We start from the raw sequence: 19821 nt of genomic DNA, 5'->3' as shown, positions 1-19821 counted from the left end.
GGCCTGATAAAAATAGGTAGGAAGACTCCTTACATTTCTGATATGGTAGAGATTGGGACGCGAAGACCTTCATTGTTTGGTCCTTTAGACTAAGTGTCCTGACATCATGCTGATAAGTACATAATTGAATGGAAGAATAGAGGTTGATTCGGAGGGACTGAGGATGTTAAAAGCCATTATTCTGGAAGACGAGCCCCTTGCCGCTTTACAAATGAACCGCATGCTGGAAGCAATCCCGGGGATTGAGGTGGCGGGTTCCTATTCGGATGCGGAGGAAGCGATAGCCATGGTCAAAGGACTGCAGCCGGATGTAGCGTTCCTCGATATCCATCTGCCCGGTAAATCGGGGATGCAAGCGGCCGAGCTTTTGCAGGAGGTTTGCCCGGAATTGGACATCGTATTTGTTACGGCCTACGATAAATACGCCATTCAGGCGTTTGAGTTGAACGCTGTCGATTATGTGATGAAGCCGCTGCGCAAGGAACGTCTCCTGAAAACCGTCCATCGCCTTACGGAAAACGCCCGCCTCTTCCGCAGCGGCCGTGCCGACGATTCGTCTCGCCCCGTACGTATTCGTCTTCTGCAAACGATACAATTGGAACGGCGGAACGGGACGGCCGAGACGCTGAAATGGCGCACGGCCAAAGCGCAGGAGCTTTTCGCCTACTTGCTTTATCACCGGGGACAGGTCATCCGTAAAAGCGACCTGCTGGAGATGTTCTGGCCGGATCTGGAGGCCAAGAAAGCGGCCGCTCATCTCTATACCACCATCTATCATATCCGGCAGGCCTTAAAACAGACGGGAACGGACATCGGGATCCGGAGCATGAACATAAAAGAGGGTTATGTGCTGGATGCCGGAGACATCCCGATCGACTCGGAAGAATGGGAACGGGAGCTGTGCCGGCTGGAAGCCGTTCATACCGGCAATGCGGCGGAGCACCGGGGGGTGCTGGACTTGTATCCCGGAGACTTTCTGGCGGATTGCGATTATCTGTGGGCGGAGAATGAACGGCAGCGGCTGCGCATTTTGTGGATCGGCCATGCTCAGAAACTGGGGGAATTTTACACGGAGCACGGTCAGCTGAACGAAGCGGTCACGATCTACAACCGACTGCAGGAGAAATACCCGCACTTCGAAGGAAGCTGCTTTCCGCTCATGAAGCTGTATGCTTCTCTCAGAGACCGTAAGGCCGTAGAAGAACAATTCAGCCGGTTGGCTGCGCTGCTCCAGGAGATGGACGTGCGTCCAGAAAAATCCGTTATAACGTGGATGGAAGAGTGGCGGAAACGTGTCTGAAACTTACTTTGAACTTGATTCCGTTCTTGCTTTCCATGTCTTGCTTATAAGAAAACCGGACTGTGCGCACAGTCCGGTTTTTGCATGTCCGTCTTGTTCAGATTTTGTCGAGATGGACGCGTTACAATACAAAGTGTGCCTTTTTGCGGCATAAACCGATCGGGAGAAAGGAGCGAACTTCTGGAGATCAGACCCTGATGATGCCGGACGGCAAAAAAATCACCGTTGAAGTCTCTGTCCATTTTGTATTCACTTGTCCGAAGAGATGAGGAGCCGGACGTCTTCAGCGTCCTGGAGTCTTCTTCCTGCACGGTGCAGGTGATCGATCCTCTTGCAAGTTAACTACAAAGATAGGGTGATATTGACTTCAGCAAATAAATGAGGGAATGGAGGCGTGAAACGTTCATGCTGAAGCAAAAAATTAGCGCTGCCCTTGTTGCGCTGCTGGTCTTCGTCCAGGTTTTTAACGGGTTCGGCCAGTGGAGCGCGGCGAATGCGGCCGGCATTACCGGATCTATTTTGGACAGCGTAACCTTGGCCGTGTACGACAAAGCCGGTAACGTCGTGACAAACGATGTTTATGAACAAGGCTCCAAAGTGCAGGTGGATTACCATTGGTCTCTGCCTGACGGGCACGGTTACAAGGACGGGGATACGTTCACTTTTACCCTGCCTGCGGAGTTTCTTCTTTTCAACAACATAACCGGGCCTCTTCTTATCGAAGCGGATGATGTGGGTTCGTTTACGGTCAATAAGGATACCCGTCAAGTGGTCATGACCTTCAATTCCTACATAGAAACACATGATGACATACAGGGGATTTTAACGATCAAAACCCAGTTTGACAAACAGAAGATCACCGGTTCGACTCTTCAGAAAATCAAAATTCCGATTAAAGGCGGAGAGCAGGTCTTTTCACTCCGTTTTAAACCGAGCGTAGCCTCGACAATCGGAAAAAGCAGTGTCCCTCAAGGATACAACGCTAAAAATATCGATTGGACGGTGGACGTAAACAAAGAATTAAAATCCGTTGAAAATGCGGTGATGACAGATCCGCTTCCGGCCGGACTTTCCGTTCCGGTAACGGCAGCCGTGTATGATCTGGATGTAAATCTGGACGGTACGGTCGTTCAGGGAGCGCTTGTCGATCCCGGCAAGTATACCCTGGATACATCGGGCGGAACGGTAAAGGTGAGCTTTGCCGATAGTCCTGTTACGACCGCGTACCGCATTCAGTTTACAACGCCCCTAACGGATGGTTCACCGGCGGCCTTCAATAACACGGCCACGTTTAAGGGCAGCAATCAGAGCGCGGTCAGCGCGAGCGCAACCGTAACCGTGCAGCGCGGAAGCGCGCTAAGCAAGAGCTCCGTAAGCTACGACGCGGCCACGCAAACCATCGGCTGGGACATCAAGTACAATTACAACGAAAGAGCGATATCCCAGACGAATGCCGTTCTGACCGATTTGTTCGACGATGTTCATGAACTGGCGGCAAATTCGGTCCGCGTATACCCGGTTACGCTGGATAGCGCCGGCAACGAAACGGTCGGAGGCGAAATTCCGGCAGGCGATTATACGGTGACATCCGCATCCGCTGCCGGAAAGAACGGATTCAAGCTGCAGTTTAACCAGCCGGTCACCGGCGCCTATAAAATTACTTACCAAACCAAGACCGCCGACCGCGTGCTTGCAGACGGTACCGTTAACAACAAAGTGACTTCCGGAAGCGGCGACAGTGCGACAGGTAACCGTCCCGTCAAGCAGGTCGTTCTGGTCAAAACCATGGATGCCCCTAACTATCAGGACAAAACGGCCGCATGGACATTATCGGTAAACGGCGATAAACAGCCCATGAGCGAAGTCGTCATTACGGATGCGTTCCCGAATAAGGGAATGAAGATCGTACCGGGCACGTTTAAAGTCAAGCAGGGAAGCACGGTTTTGAACAGCCCTGCCGACTACACGCTGGACGGTACGGTAACGGAAGATTCCGGATTTAAACTGACGTTCGCGGGTCCTCTGTCGGAGACCGTCACGATCAGCTACAAAACGGAGTACAATTTCGACTGGATAACGCCTCCGGGCAGCACCAAAAACTTTGTGAACAATGCGGACATCACGTGGAAGGACAGCACATCCACAGCGCAAACAAAGTCCGTATCGGCTACTTTCACCCCGCGCAGCGAGGCTAAAAACAACGGATTCAAAAACGGTTCGTACAACGCTTCGACGAAACAGCTAAGCTGGACGATCGGCGTCAATTACAATAGCAAGCCTCTCAACAGCCCGAGCGTCGAAGACCTTCTCGAATCGAAACAAACCCTGGTCCCGGGCTCGCTTGCTCTGTATACAATGAACATTGCGGCGAACGGCAATCCTTCCATGGGTACGATCATCGACAGCTCCGAATACAGCTATTCGGTTGACAATGCGAACAAGCTGGTGGTGACACTCCTGAATCCTTCCTCGACGCCATTCTACATCGCCTATAAAACGAGTCTGGACGGGGAGCTTATCGACAGCACGGTCAGCAACACCGCGGAATTGTTCGACGCTGCGTCTGCCGTATCGGAGAAACTTACCGCCAAGGTGACGATTCCGAAAGGCGGCGAGTACGTCAACAAGAGCGGTTCCCAGAACGGAGATAAGATCAACTGGACCATCAACATCAACCGGGGACAATCGACGGTAGCGGACGCGAAAATCGTAGATACGCCTACGGAGAACCAGCTGCTTCTGCCTGAATCTTTCCGGCTGTACACGACGACCGTAGCCGCTAACGGAGACGTCGTCAAAAGTGCCGAGGCGGTCAAAGGTACGGATTACAACCTTGTGATACGGACAGACGATGACGGTAAGCAGACGTTCGAGCTTAATTTCCTCAACGAAATTACAGCGCCTTACGTTCTTGATTATCAATCTTTGATCGTGGCGAACGATCAGGATACGGTTTCCAACAAGGTCAGCTTTAGCGGAAACAACGTAAGCGTGGTATCGAAGGAAACCACCAACAGTATCATCGTTGGAGTATCCAGCGGTTCCGGTACGGGCAGCGGAATCAGAGGTTCGCTTACCGTCAAGAAAGCGGACGCGGCCGACAGTTCGCATCTGCTCCAGGGCGCCGTGTTCGAGCTGTACCGCAAATCCGGAGCTTCGCGATCCCTGATTGATAGCGGAACAACGGATTCGACAGGCACATTGGTCTTTAAAAAGCTGCTTGCCGGCGACTATATCATCAAAGAAAAAGCGGCGCCGTCCGGCTACGTGCTTGACAATACCGACCGTCCCGTCACGATTAATTCCACAGCGGGCTTTACGCTGAACGTGACAAACGCGAAGGTGTCTGTGCCGACACCGACACCGACGCCGACACCACCGGTGACGCCAACACCGACACCACCGGTGACACCAACACCGACACCGCCGGTGACACCAACACCGACACCGCCGGTGACGCCAACACCGACACCGCCGGTGACACCAACACCGACACCGCCGGTGACACCAACACCGACACCGCCGGTGACACCAACACCGACTCCGACACCGTCATCGTCACCGTCCGACAATACGTCGGAGACACCAACGCCGACACCGTCGGTGACGCCAACGCCGACACCATCGGTGACGCCAACGCCGACACCGTCGGTGACGCCAACGCCGACACCGTCGGAGACACCAACCCCGACGCCGTCGGAGACACCAACGCCGACACCGTCGGAGACACCGGCACCGACACCGTCGGAGACACCAACGCCGGCGTCAACGTCCTCTCCGGTGACAGGTAAAGTCACCACGGACAAAGATACGCCTATCGGAGGAAAAGTCGATGTGCCCGAAGGGCAAAAGCCGTCGATCGGCAAGCAGCCGGAACACGGAAAAGTAACGGTTGACGATAACGGCCGTTGGACGTATACCCCCGATCCGGGCTATACGGGTAAGGACCGCTTTGCCGTTGCAGCCAAGGACAGCCAAGGCAATGAAACGATACTCGCGCTTCTTGATGTTACGGTACAGACAAAGCCGGCCTCCGGCCAACAAAGCCCCGATGCTCCGGCAGCCGTCTTGCCTCAAACGGGTGAATACGGGCGCTGGTATATACAAGCGGCAGGTCTCGCTTTAATTGCGCTCGGACTGCTTTGGAGAAGAAAATTAAACGTAAAAAAATAAGGTCGCCTATTGAATGACGGACACCCTTTAAGTAGACATTGTTTAGAGACTAAACGGGTTTACTTAAAGGGTTTTTCTACGCAAGAAAGAACGGAAACAGTAGAAATCAAGGCGGGGTGTTCAGATGAAAAAACGGATATTCCCCCTGCTGTGCGTGATCCTGGGCATCGCTGTTTTTCTGTATCCGACTCTCCGGGACCGTTATGACCATATTCAGCAGAACAAGCTGCTGGAGCAGTGGCAGGCCAATTTGCTAAATATCGATCAATCGGAGCCGGAGAACGAAACAGACGCTTCTTCTGCCGGACAAGCTCCAAGCACAGCGGAAGATCCGATTGCGCTTGCGATGGGCGGTAAAAACGTGGAGGGGATTCTGGTGATCGACAAAATCCAGTTGAAGCTCCCGATTCTGACGGATGCCACCAAAGAAAACTTGAAAGTTTCTCTTGCCAGCATCGCCAAAACGGGGAAGCCGGGGCAAACCGGAAACTATGCCATTGCCGGTCACCGGAACTTCGCCTACGGTAAAAATTTTAACCGGCTGGATGAAGTGGCCGCAGGGGATACGATAGAAGTAGATACGTCCTCGGGAAAGTTCATTTACCAAGTCAAAGAGAAACGGTACGTGCTGCCGGAGCAGGTGGAGGTACTTCAAGGCAACGGCAAGGATAGTGAAATTACTCTCATAACTTGCCATCCGATGAAAAATCCGACCCACCGGATTATCGTCAAGGGGACGCTGATCGAATCCATACCCGTGTAGACTTTCCGCACCGCGCGAAGCTCCCGGCGCGCGGTGCTCGGCGTCATATGACGGTGGTCAACAGCGGGTACAATGAGAAGAGTTTCGCGATGATCCCGAATAAAACGCGTCCGGGGCTGTTTTGACAGCTCTACCGGCTGGATCGGAACCCCGAATTTTTATGGCAAAAAAGCTGCCGATCCGAGCGGCTTTCTCAACTTTGCCCGCCGGTCTTGCCAAAACAGGTCGGTCCCGACCACCTGAAATGGAGTAAGGAGCTCAGCGTCTTACCGAAGCCGGGCACAAAAAAGAAACCCGTCAGCCTCTGCGCCGACGGGTTTCTTTATTTTTTTAGCAATAAATAGATGAAGTAGGGGGCGCCGATCAAGGCGACCATAATACCCGCTGCAATGCCGTCGGGCTCGATGATATTGCGTCCGATCGTATCGGCAGCCAGAAGCATCCAGCCGCCAAGCAGGATGGCGAGGGGGATGAACATCTGGTTTCGCGGGCCTACGAGCGATTTCGCGATATGGGGCGCCATAAGACCGATGAAGGAGATGCCGCCCGTTACGGATACGACGGAAGCCGCCAGCGCGATGGCCGCCAGAAGGAGGCCGGCCCGCTCTTTTTCGACCGAGACGCCGACGCCGACCGCTACGCTTTCGCTCATGCCGAGCAGATTCAAGCGGTTTGCTTTATAGAGGACGAACGGAATGAGGAGGATCAGCCACGGAAGAATGGCGCCGATAAAAGGCCAATCCGCTCCCCAGATGCTTCCGGCCAGCCATTTCGCAATGAAATCGACCTTGACCCGTTCCGCGGACGAGATGATCACAATCATGACGCCTGACAGCGCCATGGAGAATCCTACGCCGATCAGCACGAGCCTTACGGGCTGCAGGCCGGTTTTGAGGCTGTACGACAGCACGTAAATCAGGCAGGCGGTAATCAGTGCGCCTATAAAAGCGACTACCGGCAGCAGATAGACGAATGACCCCGGATCGATCGGGACGAATAAAAAGAAAACGGCAATGGCGACGCCTGCGCCGGAATTGATCCCGATAATGCCCGGATCGGCCAGATCGTTACGTGTAATGCCTTGGAGAACCGCACCGGACAGAGCCAGTCCCATCCCCGCCAGGAGGGTGATGATAATCCGCGGCAGCCGTATCGAGAACAAGACAAAGTTCTCTTTGAACGACCCCTGGCCCAGCAGGGTGGGAAGCAGGCGGTCATACGACAAAGAAGAATACCCGAGGCCCATGCCCGCCACGATGGTTAAGGCGATAAGCACGATAGCGCCAGCGACCAGGAGCCGTTGTTTTCGGATTAGAGAAGGATGGATCATGACAGGGCTCTCCCTCCTTTGCGTTCAATGAGCAGAAAGAAAGGCAGACCCAGCATAGCTACGATCGCGACCGCAGGCGTTTCGTAAGGGGCGTGGATAGTCCGCGCGAGCGTGTCGGCGAAGAGCATGAAAGACGCACCGCATACGGCCGACATCGGAAGGATGAACCGGTAATCGGTTCCGACGATGACACGGACGATATGGGGGACCAGCAGGCCGATAAACGCCATATTACCGACGAGGGCGACGGAAGCGCCGGCGAGCAGAACGACGACGACAAAGAGGACCACTTTCACCCGGAGCGTGTTCTGGCCCAGCCCTACGGCAACCTCTTCGCTCAAACTGAGAATGGTGAGCTGCTTCGAGAGAACAAACGCGATAAGAATTCCCGCCGCGATAAAAGGGGCGATAGCCTGAAGCTGGCTCCAATTCGTACCGACGAGTCCGCCTGCGGTCCACATGGACACATCTTTGGAAATTTTGAAAACAAGCCCGATGCCCTCCGAAACGGCATACAGGAAGGCGGATACGGAGGCGCCCGCCAGTACGATTCTGAGCGGAGAGAATCCGCCTTTTTTGAGCGTCCCGATGCCGAAAACGAGTCCGGCTCCGATAACGGCTCCGACGAAGCAGGCCGTCATGATGCCGAAGTAGCCTACCGACGGGACGAAAGCGATCGTGAAGGCGAGCGCGGCGTTCGCGCCGGCGGTCAAACCGAGCAGGCCGGGGTCGGCCAGCGGATTGCGGGTCATGCCCTGCATGACGGCGCCGGATACGGCCAGCGCGGCCCCTACGAAAACGGCGGCAACCTCGCGCGGCAGGCGAATTTCCCGGAGCAGGGTGATCTGTCCGTCCGCTGAGGAAGAAGTGAGAGCGAGCCAGACATCCTTCACGGAGACATCGGCCGCGCCGAAAAGCATAGCCGCCATGAACATGCCGGCAAATACGAAGATACCGGCTGCAAGCTTGTATGGAAAGGGAAGGATACGCGGGTTTTGTTTGTTCATCTGTCTCATCTTTTCTATTCTGGAATTCCTTCAGGATGGTGCTGCTTATTTGCCTAGATGCTTGATAAAGAAATTGAGCTGATAATCGAGAGTAAGCGGGTCGTTGAAGTAAAACTCTTTGGCGTTTGCTTCGTATACATGACCGTTTTTAACCGCCGGGATGTTTTTGTACGTTTCCGTCTGCTGGAACGCATGATCGGCATCCGGGTTTTTACTGAAGATGACATAATCGCCGGCATATTGCGGCAGCACTTCGGCCGACAGAGCATAGTAGCCGTCTTTGAGAGCCATTTCTTTCACTTTATCCGGCATTTTCAGCTTCATTTCCTGATACAGGATTTCCGTGCCGCGTCCCCAGTTATCGCCGAAGACGTACAGCTGCTTGTCGAAGCTTTCAATGACGGAAATCGTTTTGTCCGCTCCGATTTTGGCTTTTATATCGTCACCGGCCTGAGCCGCGCGTTTTTTGAAATCGTCAACCCACGCTTTGGCCTCTTTTTCTTTATTGAGCAGTTTGCCGATTTCCAGGTGCTGCGTGAGGTAATCGACTTTTCCGTATGTAAAAGTGACGGTGGGAGCGATCTGCTTCAGCTTGTCGGCGTTTTTGATAGTGGAAAGGCCGATGATCAGATCCGGCTTCAGTTCGATGATTTTCTCCAGACTTTCGTCGGAAACTTCCTGAACGTCCTTTAATTTATCGAAGCGGGGATTATTTTTGGACCAGGAATCCACGCCCACCAGGTTTACGTTGAGAGCCATCACGTTGCCGGCGAAGGACGAAAGCACGATAACACGCTGGGGGTTTGCGGGAACTTCAACCGGACCGTTTTCGGACTGGTAGGTAATGGCCGCAGGTTGTTTGTTGTCCGAAGCGCCTCCATTATCGGCGGTGGTTTGCCGCTTGGTGCCGCAGGCGGATAGAGCGAGAACCAGAACGAGCAGAACGGGAAGCAGAAGTTTTTTCATGATGTTAATCTCCCTTGATTAAGTTATAGGTGCAGCACATCGGCTTGCCCGTGCGGGGATCTCGGCCGATCTCGGCGTCGATTTGAAACACTTGCTTTAAAACTTCGTGGTTGATCACTTCTTCGCAGCTCCCGGCTTTTACGACTTCGCCGTCTTTAAGGGCGATGATATAGTCGGCGAACCGGGCGGCCTGGTTGAGGTCGTGAAGAACCATGACAATGGTGCGTTCTTGTTCCAGGTTCAGCTTTTGCAGAAGTTCCAGAACTTCCAGCTGATGCGCCATATCGAGGTACGTGGTGGGCTCGTCGAGGAAAATAATTTCCGTCTCCTGAGCCAGCGCCATGGCGATCCAGACGCGCTGCCGCTGTCCTCCGGACAAGGCGTCGACGGGGCGATACTTGAACTCATTGGTGCCCGTGACCTCCAGCGCCCAATCGATGACCTCGTAGTCCTTCTTCGTTAACCGGCCGAAGCCCGTCTGATAAGGAAACCGGCCGTAGGATACGAGTTCGCCGACCGTTAGCCCGTTTGCGCTTTCCGGAGATTGGGGGAGGATGGCCATTTTTCGGGCCAAAACCTTTGTATTTTCTTTGGAAATCAGTTCGCCGTCCAGGAGGATAGAGCCCGACTGATGGGAAATAATCCGGGTAGCGGCTTTCAGCAGTGTCGATTTGCCGCAGCCGTTGGCGCCGATAATCGTCGTGATTTTTTTGTCGGGAAACGACACGCTCAAATTTTTGACGATTAAACGCTCCCCGTACCCAATGTTCAGTTCATCTGTATATAGGCGAACCATGATGCAACCCCCAGTAGCTGTGTAAAAAGTAAACGCCGTTTTCGTTGATAATGATTATCATCGTCATCACATACCATACTTTAAATGGGGGCCAATCATTTGTCAACCTGCATTTTAACTTGTAAAATTCAAGAAAAAGTCGTATATTTTATTGAGAATGATAATCAATCACAACTTAACGGCAAGGAGTGAGGGAACATGAACGAGAAAGAACTATTCGATGTAACCGTCATTGGAGGGGGACCAGCGGGGCTCTATTCCGCTTTCTATAGTGGGTTAAGGGAACTCAAAACGAAGATTATCGAGTTTCAGCCGCATTTGGGCGGGAAAATTCATGTGTACCCGGAGAAAATGATCTGGGATGTCGGGGGACATACGCCTCTTCCCGGAGCCGAGCTCATTGATAAGCTGGTGGAGCAGGGATTGACGTTCCGTCCCGAAGTGGTGCTGAATGAAAAGGTGGAGTCGATTAACCGCGACGACGAAGGGAATTTTGTTTTACATACGGCTTCGGGACAGACGCATTATTCCAAAACGGTGATCGTGGCTGTCGGCGGAGGAATCTTGAAGCCGCAAAGGCTGCAAATCGAGGGAGCGGAGCGGTACGAAGTTTCGAACTTAAACTACACGGTGAAATCGCTGCAGCGCTTCAAGGACAAGACGGTGATTATTTCCGGAGGCGGAAATTCGGCGGTCGACTGGGCGAACGAGCTGGAATCCATAGCGAAGCAAGTGTATCTGATCCACCGCAAAGAGGCGCTTACCGGTCACGAAGCACAGGTTAAGCAGTTGATGGAAAGCTCCGCCGTCTGCTTCCTGAATTCGTCGATCACGAGACTGATCGCCGCTTCCAGTCACGACATTATCGAGTATGTCGAACTGACCAATCATGCGACGGGGGAACTCACACATCTGCCGGTCGACGAAGTGATCATCAATCACGGCTATGAACGGGACAGCACTCTGCTCAAAAGCAGCGGGCTGGAGATTGAGCTTGCGGACGATTTTTACATTGCGGGCAACGCTTCAAGCGTCTCGACGGTGGAAGGGCTGTATGCGGCCGGGGATATTTTGAAGCATGACGGCAAGCTTCATTTAATCGCGGGCGCTTTCCAAGACGCGGCGAACGCGGTAAACCAGGCGAAGCAGTATATCCAGCCCGGCGCGGATAAAACCGGCATGGTTTCTTCCCATAACGACATCTTCAAGAAACGGAACCGCGAGCTCGTGAAGCAGATGATGGGGTAGGAGCCGCGATACGTTCCGGAATCGGTTGTAAGGCCAAAAAGGTTCGTGCACCGCCTTGTTCTCCAGGCAGGTTCAGGAACCTTTTTATTCGTGCGTGGGCCGTTCTCGGCGGGCGGGCGCGTTTCTCTACGGGAGGGGGAAGCTTCAGACACGCCGGCAGGCATTTGCTCTCCGGAGCGGACCGAGGTTCACCCGAGGCTGACGCGAAACTCACCCGTGATCAATCTTCCGCGCCTTTTAAACCGGCTGCAGGGAATTCCGCGACATTCCGTAAAAGTCCGGGTACATAAGCTTAAACCCGAAAGACTGGTACAACCGGATTCCCGGCATATCCGAGATGACAATCACCTGGGCACCTTCGGACGTATTCTCATCCAGGTAATGAACAATTTCCTTCATAAGCGTATCTTCGGTACCCGTCCCTTGATTCCGGCAGGAAGGATGCACCAGTACATCCACCACTTGAAAATAGCAGGCTCCATCCCCGACGATTCTTCCCATTCCCATGAGCCGTGATTTCTCGTCGCGCACAACAACCGTGAAAATGGAGCCGTTCAAACCGGCCGCGGCGGCGGTTTCTTCTAAAGGAGTCAATCCTGCGAGTCTCCGCAGCTCGACATACTCCATAGGGCCGGGCCGCTCATAAGTAACGTACATATCCACCTCTCCTTTCTTCCTATATCCTCACTATACAACATGGATGCAAGTGATAAGGAAGCGCCGATATTATGCTGATTTTATGGTGGCGGTGTACATAAAGATTATCTTAGCACTTTAATCTTTTAGATTAGGAATTCCGGTTTCTTCCCGTCCGGAGGTAAGTACCGGACTTCCGCCTTCCAAACCAAAAGCCCGGCAGCAGATCGCTAAACGATCCGTTTGCCGGGCTTTTTTCGGTGAAATCTTTATTTGGATGAAACCGACTTGTACCAGTCGTTGACTTCTTTCGTAATTTGCTCGCCGCCGTTTGCTTTCCAGTTGGCGACAAATTCGTCAAAAGCGGTGATGGGCAGTTTGCCGTAAATAATTTTGTTGAACGTCTCCATTTCCGATTGACGGAGAAGGTTCCACTTGGATACCATCGTCGGCGTAGCCGCCCCTGTGAAATAGTTCTGCTTGCGGATGCCCTGCTGGGACATGACGACTTTGGCCGCCGCCCAGTTTTCCGGTTTGCGGAATTCGGCCATCTGCTTCTCGTAAGGGGTTTCCGGTGTTTTACCGTCGGCGAGCTTCACGAGCGTTTTCATATACAGATCCGGGATTCGGGCAGGACCGGTCAAGAACGGGAACTCGTTGGAGAAATCCTTGATTTTCTCTTTGTCGCTGGTCGGTTTCCCGTCGATGAGATCCCAGTCGTAGCCTTTTGCAAAACCGTATTCGTACTTGCTTCCGGCTGTCGGATTGGCCAGATTGTCGAGCAGGTAGTTGTAATACAGGAAAATGGCTTCCGGATGTTTGGCGTCTTTGTTGATCATGATGCTGGCGTTAACGCCGGCATTTTGCCACTTCGTCCCGATTAGACCGTCAGGTCCGGAGGGGACCGGATAAGCTTTATATTTCGCGCCTTTTACGTTTTTAAGCAGATCCGGTGCGGGCCAGTCCGGTACCCAGTTGGCTCCGGGCAGGATGCCTGCGGCTCCCTTGGTCCAGCTTTCCGCCGATTTGGCTTCGTCCCACAAAGCGGAATCCGTATGGATGTAGCCTTTGTCCATCCATTCTTTCAGCTTGGCGAGGGCTTCTTTGGCACCGGGGTTGGTGGAGCCGTATTCAAGGCTGCCGGAAGCGTCCTTGTTCCACTGCTCCTGGATCGTCCCGTAAGCGCCGAACAGCCAATCAAGCGAGCCCATCCAGGTGTTCGTATTGTTTTTCAACGATATCGCAAGCGGAAAAACGTCTTTCGGAGCGAGACCGTCCGGGTTCTGGTTTTTGAATTTGTCCATAATATTTTCCAGATCGGCAATGGTCTTAGGCGCCTGAAGGTTAAGCTTTTCCATCCAGTCTTCGCGAAGCCACAGCAGGGTGTCGTCATTGTCGGTATACTCGAGAATCGGCATGTTGTATTTCTTGCCGTCTCTCGTGAACGGATACCATAATTCCGGATGCGCTGCGGAATGATCTTTTAAAATTTTATTGGCATACTTGTCGAAAAGCTCGTCAATCGGCATAAACTGGCCGGAATCGATGAGTTGATTGGTGAGTACCGGATTAGTCGGTACGGATACGAAGTCGGGCAATTTTTCTCCCGAAGCGATCGCAAGCTGAAGCTTTTGCTTATATTGGTCATCATTGGCCGGATACCAGGTATCCTTATGTTTAATGCCTAGCGTTTCCAGCATCCAGCGGTCGTGGACGTTGTTTTCCTTGGTGTCGCCCTGCACGTACTTCTTGGGCATCAGTACCGCGCTGATTTCGATCGGCGGATCATATTTTCCTTTGGAGAAGGCGGCTTCGGCTCCGGAGGAAGCAGGACTGCCTTTCGTTGTGTCATTGGATGCTCCGCTGCAGGCCGTAAGCGTGACAAGTCCCGCCGCGATGAGAACCGATCCCAATTTCCTGAACTTGACCATTCTTCATTTCCCCCTACTTGTGTGATCCTTACATGTGTTACTGTATCAACTTTCCGGGGAAAGCATCTATATGAGTTTGTTAGTTTCGATAGGAATCTGTCATGGTAATAAAGCCCCGTCCCGGTATTCCTGAGGCGTAACCCCGAAATGGCGCTTGAACACTTTGATAAAATAGGCCGGGTCCATGTAGCCGATTTCCATGCTGATTTCATACACTTTCTTGCCGGTTGCCTTGAGCAGATGGCAGGCGCGTTCCATGCGCAGCCGGGAAATATAATCGCTGATGCCTTCGCCCGTCTCGATCTTGTATATTTTGGACAAATGAGTCGGATGCAGGTTAACATGGTCCGCCAATGCCCGCAGGGAGACGTCCTCGTGCAAATGTTTGTCCGCATAATCCTGTATCTTCTTCACGTATTGGGAGCGGCTGTCCTTGACGTTGCCGGAGCTGACCTCTTTCAGCTTGTTAAGCACGCTCCTCGACCATTTCCCGAGTTTTTTGATGGAAACGAAAGCCTCTCCGCTCTGCAGCGCCTCCATATCGCCGGTTCCGAGCAGCTTCGTTAGCGTATAGCCGCTGCGGTGGGCGAGATTGCTGAAGGAAGCGGTGATAAGGAAGCCGGCTTCCATGCAGTGCTCCCACGATTCCGGCCATTTCTCCTCCAGCTCCGTACATACGGCCGCAAGCTTGGCTTCGGCCGCATCCCAGTGCCCGGCCTCAAGGAGATTAATGAGGGAGGGGGGAACGTACAGCGCGTTCAGCGGCCCCAGCGCCGGCGTGTGGTCGACTTCGTTGACGCGCACAACGAAATCCCTTTCGTCGCCGACGATTTCCCGGAAATAGGCGGAAGCCTGCCGGAAACGGTCGGGTAGCTGCTCCGGAAAGGCGAACCATTCCGTGATGACGATGGAGAGGGAGCCTTTCAGGAACTGCTTCACTTTGTACTGGAGCTGCTGGGAAAGCTTCTCCAGGAGGGTTTCTTGTCCCGCGTCGCCTGCGGATTCTTTGAGCTGCAGGAGAAAGACCAGATAGCCGTGCTCCTCCTTGACGCCCCACACTTCCATAAATTCGCCGAGAATTTCCTCTGCCATATTCATGATCGCATATTCGATCAACGGCTGTCCGTTGTTCTTGTACCGGCCGAATTCTTCTTCGAGCCGGACCAGCATCAACGCGCTGTCCCCGAAATCGAACGGCAGTCCGTAGTCGCTGAGCTTCCGGAGCCATTCGTCCGTGGAGGGCCTATGGCCCTGCAGAGCGTCGAGCAGAAGCTGCCCGCGCAAGATCGGCAAATTCTCGCGAAGCGTATGCCGGGTGCGCTCCAGCGAGCTGACCAGCTCCCATTCCGCGTTGAGCTGATGGATCGCGGTTTTGACGGCGCCGAACAGCTCCTGGTCGGTCGGCGGTTTAAGCAAATAATCGACGGCGTTATGCCGGAGAGCTTTTTTGGCGTATTCGAATTCCGAATGTCCGGACAAGATGATGCACTTCATTTTCTTGTCGCGGATTCGTATGCGTTCGATGAGTTCGATCCCGGACATTTCAGGCATTTGAACGTCCGAGATCACGATATCGATCGGATGGGTATCAATGATTTGCAGCGCTTCGAATGCGGAATAGGCTCTGTATACCTGTTCGATTCCGAATTCATGCCACGGCTTGTGCAGCGACAGGTTGTCTACCCAGTGGGCTTCATCGTCAACGATGATCATTTGCATGTTTAAGGTCTCCTTGCGTTCTCGGATAGTCGGATGCGGTGGCGGCAGGGGGGAGTTCCCAGGCGATTTCGGTCCGGAGTCCGCCAAGCGGCGATTTGACGAAAGCCAGATAGGACCGGCTGCCGAATTGGTGCATGATGCGCTGATTCGTATTCCACAAGCCGCAGCCCATTTCTTCCTGTAGGGGCTCCCGCATTTTCCGGTTCAGCGCCTTCTCCTGCTCGGCGTTCAATCCCGGTCCGTCGTCATCGACGTACACTCGGCAGAAACCGTCCGACATCTCGCCGGTGATCCGGATTTCGCCGGAGGTATAGGATTTGCCGACTCCGTGAATGACGGAGTTTTCCACAATCGGCTGAAGCATCAGGCGCGGAATGGACTGGCTGCGCATTTCTTCGGGAATATCGATCCTATAGCCGATCCGGCCGTTCCGGAGCTTCTGGATATCGAGATAGTTCACGAGCAGCTTGATCTCTTCTTCAAGAGAAGCCGTTTCCCGTTCCATCCGTGTGGTATAGCGGTAGTAGGCGCTCAGGTTATAAGCCATCGCGACGACCGCCTCCTCGTCCTTCATCTGGGCCATATTAATAATATAGCCCAGGCAGTTATACAGGAAATGAGGATTGATTTGGGCCTGGAGCTGTTTAAGCGTCGCTTCCCTGGCCCGGATTTTTTCGTTGAACACGTTCTCGATCAGGTCCTGGATCTGGCGCGACATATCGTTAAACCGGTAAAACAGGAACGAAAATTCGTTATGATCTTTCGAATGCAGCCGGACCGTATAGTCTCCGCGCTGTACACGGCGCAGTCCGTTAATCAGCTTGAGAATCGGCTTCTGGACGTTCCGGTACAGCAGAATCGAAGCCGAGATGCCGACAAGGAACAGCAGGAACATGGAGAAATAGAACAGATTCCGGCTGAACGAAATAGGCCCCAGGATCTGATCGAGCGGAACCACATCCACCAGATGCCCGTCCAGGTACGATGATTTTACGGAGCTGACCAGGTAATTTTTGCCGTCCAGCTTGACGACATGCTGCGTCGTGTTGTCGGGGGAATGTTCATCCAGATAGCTTATCAATTCTTCCGACAGGCGCTTATCCGCACTGCGGTTCAAGATCGGGGTATCCCCTTTGTGGTAAAAGAACGGATCGCCTTGTCCGCCCGCTTTGTACGTATCCAGCATATTCTGGATATTTTCATAGCTGAAGCTCGCTTCGATGACGAGACTGCTGCCCGTCAACATGCCGGGCTGGGCCAAGGAGTCATTGTAGAACCAGTAAAAAGCGTCCAACCCTCCCGGAGCTTCGCCGGTTCCGTCCCCGTAGGTCCATTTTCCGCTCCTGTTGTTCTGTAAATATTCCTCGTCGAAGGCCGGCGATTTGTAATTGGAGATGACGTCTTTGTTCTGCTGGGAGTAGACCGCGTACCGGGCCGGCCAAATGTCGGTCACCCGGGACTGGAGCGCCATTTTCTCCTGAATGACGTACCGCGTCTGCATCCGGTCGTAGCGGTCCTCCCATATATTCAATCCGTTGAATTTACTGACATTCGGATCTTTCGCGAAGACCAGGCTGAAATCCATCATCTGACTAATGCGCGAATCGATCTGACCGGCTAAAAAAGTAAGCTGCTTGGTGCTGGACTTTTGCAGCTCTGTGCTGACGACATTGAAAGTCACATCGTTTGAATACGTATACACAAGAATAATCGGGATAAAAAGCACGAGGATCAAACTGTTCATTTTGGCAAACAGACTGAATCTGTACCGTGCCTTTCCTTGGATTTTTCTAAATATCCCCGCTAATCCCAAACCCATCCTGATCTCCTCCAGACACTGCCCCTAATAAATCCCTATGGAAGCCTAACATTGTACTATAGTCAGCTTTCCGAAATACTTGCTACTATTTATAGCAGAGATTCATCGAACACACAAAATAATTTTGGGGCGGGAGAGAGCGATGGAAGCCAACACGGTGCAGCAAGTGAATGCCGGGAAAGCCCGGCGCACAGTCAGAAAAAAAGGCTACAAGCAGCCCTGGATCCTTCACTTTATGGTTTTGCCGGCGGCTGTTCTCGTATTTATATTTTCGTATATCCCCATGTCGGGGATTATTATGGCTTTCCAGGACTATAAACCCGCGCTGGGGATTTCCGGCTCCCCCTGGGTCGGATTGAAGCATTTCCGGTATATGTGGGAAAACGATTATTTTTTAAAAATCATGTGGAACACGTTGTTCTTTGCCTGTTCGAAAATGGTCATGAATCTGATCATTCCGTTTTTCTTTGCTTTGCTGCTTAACGAAGTGCGGAAAATGGCGCTGAAAAGAACGATTCAAACGCTCGTCTATTTGCCGCACTTTTTGTCCTGGGTGACGCTTTCGGGTATTTTGATCGACATGCTCGCTCAGACCGGGCTCATCAATCAGTTTCTTGCAGCCGTGTTCGGCACTAAGCCGATTTTCTTCCTGGGAGACGGCAGCTGGTTCCGGTTTACCATTATTTTCAGTGACGTCTGGAAGGAATTCGGTTTCAATACGATCATTTTCCTGGCGGCACTTTCCGGTATTAACCCGTCGCTGTACGAAGCCGCCGAAGTGGACGGGGCCGGACGCTGGAAGCAGACGTTCTATATTACGATTCCCGCGCTCATCCCGATTACGATCGTTATTGCGACTCTGGCGCTCGGCAACGTACTCAACGCGAACTTTGACCAGGTGTTCAACCTGTACAGCCCGCTGATTTACCGGCAGGGCGATATTATCGACACGTTCGTGTACAGGGAAGGTCTTCTCAGCGGACAGTTCAGCTTTGCCACAGCCGTCAGCTTGTTCAAATCGTTCATCAGTCTGATCCTTATCGCGATCTCGTACAGACTGGCCTACCGGTTTGCCGGGTACCGAATTTTCTAGAAGGGAAGAGAGCGGATGTATCATAAAACACTGCCTTACCGGATATTCAGTCTGTTCAACAATGTGTTTTTAACGGTTCTGGCCATTCTTTGCCTGCTTCCTCTGTATCACCTGCTGATGGTGTCCCTCAGTGCTACTGCTCCGGCGAATGCGGGACTGGTCACCTTCTGGCCGATCGGATTTACTTTGGAAGCATACGCCAAAACATTCGATAACGCGAATTTCCTGTCGTCGTTGTGGGTGTCCGTGCAGAGAACCGTGATCGGAACGGCGCTGGCTCTGGTCGTGAACATCATTGCCGCTTACGCGCTGTCCAAAGAAAGTCACGTATTTCGGGCCCGCAATCTGTATCTCTGGTATTTTGTCGTGACGATGCTGTTCAGCGGCGGACTTATTCCAAGCTACATTCTGATCCTGAAGCTCGGACTCATGAACACATTGATGGCCCTTATTCTTCCCGGGCTCGTGGGGGTTTTCAACATTATTCTGCTCATGAATTTCTTCCGCACGGTGCCCAAAGACTTGGAGGAAGCGGCTTTCATTGACGGAGCCGGCCAGTTCCGTACGTTCCTGAGCGTGTATCTGCCGGTCTCCCTGCCCGTCGTGGCTACCGTCTCCTTGTTTATGATGGTCGGGCACTGGAACTCGTATTTCGACGGGATCATCTATATCAGGGATTCGGAGAAACTCCCGCTTGCCACGTTTATGCAGACGATTATCGTGCAGGCCGACATGTCGAAGCTGGACCCGTCAGCCGTTGCCAACCTGTCTCAGCGTACGATCCGGGCATCGCAAATTTTTATCAGCGCCCTGCCTATTTTGCTCGTGTATCCTTTCTTGCAGCGCTATTTCGTAACCGGCATCGTTGTAGGTGCGGTTAAAGAATAGGCCGGTTAACCGGCGTTTTACAGATGACAGACAGAGAAGAGAAAAAAAAGTGTGGAGTTTTGCGATAAAAAGTCCGTGCGCCGCACGGGCTTTTTTTGTTTTGTGCGGAATTGGGGTTCTCGCGATCCAACGGTGCACTTTATACATCAGGA

General features: G+C 52.9%; 14 protein-coding genes. 6 read left to right on the top strand and 8 right to left on the bottom strand.

From position 1 onward, the window contains the following. Nucleotides 1–163 precede the first annotated feature (163 nt). From AC58P5_RS03460 to AC58P5_RS03450, 3 genes are all read left to right on the top strand, one after another. Nucleotides 164–1300, top strand: coding sequence for a response regulator (locus tag AC58P5_RS03460; RefSeq protein ID WP_497384584.1), 1137 nt, complete (start codon nucleotides 164–166; stop codon nucleotides 1298–1300). 405 nt (nucleotides 1301–1705) lie between these two features. After that, a complete protein-coding gene (locus tag AC58P5_RS03455; RefSeq protein WP_497384583.1) occupies nucleotides 1706–5473 on the top strand; it encodes a collagen binding domain-containing protein in 3768 nt (1255 codons plus the stop codon). A 124-nt stretch (nucleotides 5474–5597) separates the two neighbouring features. Continuing rightward, nucleotides 5598–6236 carry a class D sortase gene (locus AC58P5_RS03450; RefSeq protein WP_497384581.1) on the top strand — a complete coding sequence of 213 codons (639 nt, stop codon included), beginning with the start codon at nucleotides 5598–5600 and terminating at the stop codon, nucleotides 6234–6236. A 322-nt stretch (nucleotides 6237–6558) separates the two neighbouring features. Here AC58P5_RS03450 and AC58P5_RS03445 read toward each other — a convergent pair whose 3' ends face one another. Genes AC58P5_RS03445 through AC58P5_RS03430 form a run of 4 tightly spaced genes read right to left on the bottom strand, consistent with a single transcriptional unit; the run spans nucleotide 6559 to nucleotide 10335 of the window. Beyond that, nucleotides 6559–7566 (bottom strand): FecCD family ABC transporter permease, encoded by a 1008-nt coding sequence (locus AC58P5_RS03445; RefSeq protein ID WP_497384580.1) that lies wholly within the window; start codon nucleotides 7564–7566, stop codon nucleotides 6559–6561. Then, the gene (locus AC58P5_RS03440; RefSeq protein WP_497384578.1) at nucleotides 7563–8573 is read right to left on the bottom strand and encodes a FecCD family ABC transporter permease; all 1011 of its coding nucleotides are present in this window, start codon (nucleotides 8571–8573) and stop codon (nucleotides 7563–7565) included. The genes AC58P5_RS03445 and AC58P5_RS03440 overlap by 4 nt, the downstream gene beginning before the upstream one ends. Nucleotides 8574–8618: 45 nt before the next feature. Beyond that, nucleotides 8619–9539, bottom strand: a complete 921-nt coding sequence (locus AC58P5_RS03435) for an iron-hydroxamate ABC transporter substrate-binding protein (RefSeq protein ID WP_497384577.1) — start codon at nucleotides 9537–9539, stop codon at nucleotides 8619–8621. 4 nt (nucleotides 9540–9543) lie between these two features. Beyond that, nucleotides 9544–10335, bottom strand: a complete 792-nt coding sequence (locus tag AC58P5_RS03430; RefSeq protein ID WP_497384575.1) for an ABC transporter ATP-binding protein — start codon at nucleotides 10333–10335, stop codon at nucleotides 9544–9546. A gap of 198 nt (nucleotides 10336–10533) precedes the next feature. Between AC58P5_RS03430 and AC58P5_RS03425 the strand changes: the two genes are divergently transcribed. Beyond that, on the top strand, nucleotides 10534–11583 hold the full coding sequence (locus tag AC58P5_RS03425; RefSeq protein ID WP_497384574.1) for an NAD(P)/FAD-dependent oxidoreductase: 1050 nt from the start codon (nucleotides 10534–10536) through the stop codon (nucleotides 11581–11583). 237 nt (nucleotides 11584–11820) lie between these two features. Here the strand turns inward: AC58P5_RS03425 and AC58P5_RS03420 are convergent, their stop codons facing one another. From AC58P5_RS03420 to AC58P5_RS03405, 4 genes are all read right to left on the bottom strand, one after another. Then, nucleotides 11821–12240 carry a GNAT family N-acetyltransferase gene (locus tag AC58P5_RS03420; protein WP_497384573.1) on the bottom strand — a complete coding sequence of 140 codons (420 nt, stop codon included), beginning with the start codon at nucleotides 12238–12240 and terminating at the stop codon, nucleotides 11821–11823. 248 nt (nucleotides 12241–12488) lie between these two features. Further along, nucleotides 12489–14150, bottom strand: coding sequence for a type 2 periplasmic-binding domain-containing protein (locus tag AC58P5_RS03415; protein WP_497384572.1), 1662 nt, complete (start codon nucleotides 14148–14150; stop codon nucleotides 12489–12491). A 99-nt stretch (nucleotides 14151–14249) separates the two neighbouring features. After that, entirely contained in the window at nucleotides 14250–15869 is a 1620-nt protein-coding gene (locus tag AC58P5_RS03410; protein WP_497384571.1) for a response regulator transcription factor, read from the bottom strand. After that, a complete protein-coding gene (locus AC58P5_RS03405; RefSeq protein ID WP_497384570.1) occupies nucleotides 15850–17688 on the bottom strand; it encodes a sensor histidine kinase in 1839 nt (612 codons plus the stop codon). Before AC58P5_RS03405 ends, AC58P5_RS03410 begins: the two co-directional genes overlap by 20 nt. Nucleotides 17689–17830: 142 nt before the next feature. On the opposite strand from AC58P5_RS03405, the gene AC58P5_RS03400 reads away from it, so the two are divergent. Continuing rightward, a complete protein-coding gene (locus AC58P5_RS03400) occupies nucleotides 17831–18781 on the top strand; it encodes an ABC transporter permease (protein WP_497384569.1) in 951 nt (316 codons plus the stop codon). A gap of 15 nt (nucleotides 18782–18796) precedes the next feature. Further along, on the top strand, nucleotides 18797–19669 hold the full coding sequence (locus tag AC58P5_RS03395) for a carbohydrate ABC transporter permease (RefSeq protein WP_497384568.1): 873 nt from the start codon (nucleotides 18797–18799) through the stop codon (nucleotides 19667–19669). Nucleotides 19670–19821: the final 152 nt, after the last annotated feature.

The organism is Paenibacillus sp. JT31N7 (assembly GCF_059692095.1).
The sequence above is the reverse complement of the archived record's forward strand: the minus strand, read 5'-3'. Positions and strand labels throughout refer to the sequence as shown.

Bases quoted from the DNA above. Each gene is read 5' to 3' on its own strand.
- AC58P5_RS03460 (WP_497384584.1), top strand. From the start codon at position 164: ATGTTAAAAGCCATTATTCTGGAAGACGAGCCCCTTGCCGCTTTACAA.
- AC58P5_RS03455 (WP_497384583.1), top strand. From the start codon at position 1,706: ATGCTGAAGCAAAAAATTAGCGCTGCCCTTGTTGCGCTGCTGGTCTTC.
- AC58P5_RS03450 (WP_497384581.1), top strand. From the start codon at position 5,598: ATGAAAAAACGGATATTCCCCCTGCTGTGCGTGATCCTGGGCATCGCT.
- AC58P5_RS03445 (WP_497384580.1), bottom strand. From the start codon at position 7,566: ATGATCCATCCTTCTCTAATCCGAAAACAACGGCTCCTGGTCGCTGGC.
- AC58P5_RS03440 (WP_497384578.1), bottom strand. From the start codon at position 8,573: ATGAACAAACAAAACCCGCGTATCCTTCCCTTTCCATACAAGCTTGCA.
- AC58P5_RS03435 (WP_497384577.1), bottom strand. From the start codon at position 9,539: ATGAAAAAACTTCTGCTTCCCGTTCTGCTCGTTCTGGTTCTCGCTCTA.
- AC58P5_RS03430 (WP_497384575.1), bottom strand. From the start codon at position 10,335: ATGGTTCGCCTATATACAGATGAACTGAACATTGGGTACGGGGAGCGT.
- AC58P5_RS03425 (WP_497384574.1), top strand. From the start codon at position 10,534: ATGAACGAGAAAGAACTATTCGATGTAACCGTCATTGGAGGGGGACCA.
- AC58P5_RS03420 (WP_497384573.1), bottom strand. From the start codon at position 12,240: ATGTACGTTACTTATGAGCGGCCCGGCCCTATGGAGTATGTCGAGCTG.
- AC58P5_RS03415 (WP_497384572.1), bottom strand. From the start codon at position 14,150: ATGGTCAAGTTCAGGAAATTGGGATCGGTTCTCATCGCGGCGGGACTT.
- AC58P5_RS03410 (WP_497384571.1), bottom strand. From the start codon at position 15,869: ATGCAAATGATCATCGTTGACGATGAAGCCCACTGGGTAGACAACCTG.
- AC58P5_RS03405 (WP_497384570.1), bottom strand. From the start codon at position 17,688: ATGGGTTTGGGATTAGCGGGGATATTTAGAAAAATCCAAGGAAAGGCA.
- AC58P5_RS03400 (WP_497384569.1), top strand. From the start codon at position 17,831: ATGGAAGCCAACACGGTGCAGCAAGTGAATGCCGGGAAAGCCCGGCGC.
- AC58P5_RS03395 (WP_497384568.1), top strand. From the start codon at position 18,797: ATGTATCATAAAACACTGCCTTACCGGATATTCAGTCTGTTCAACAAT.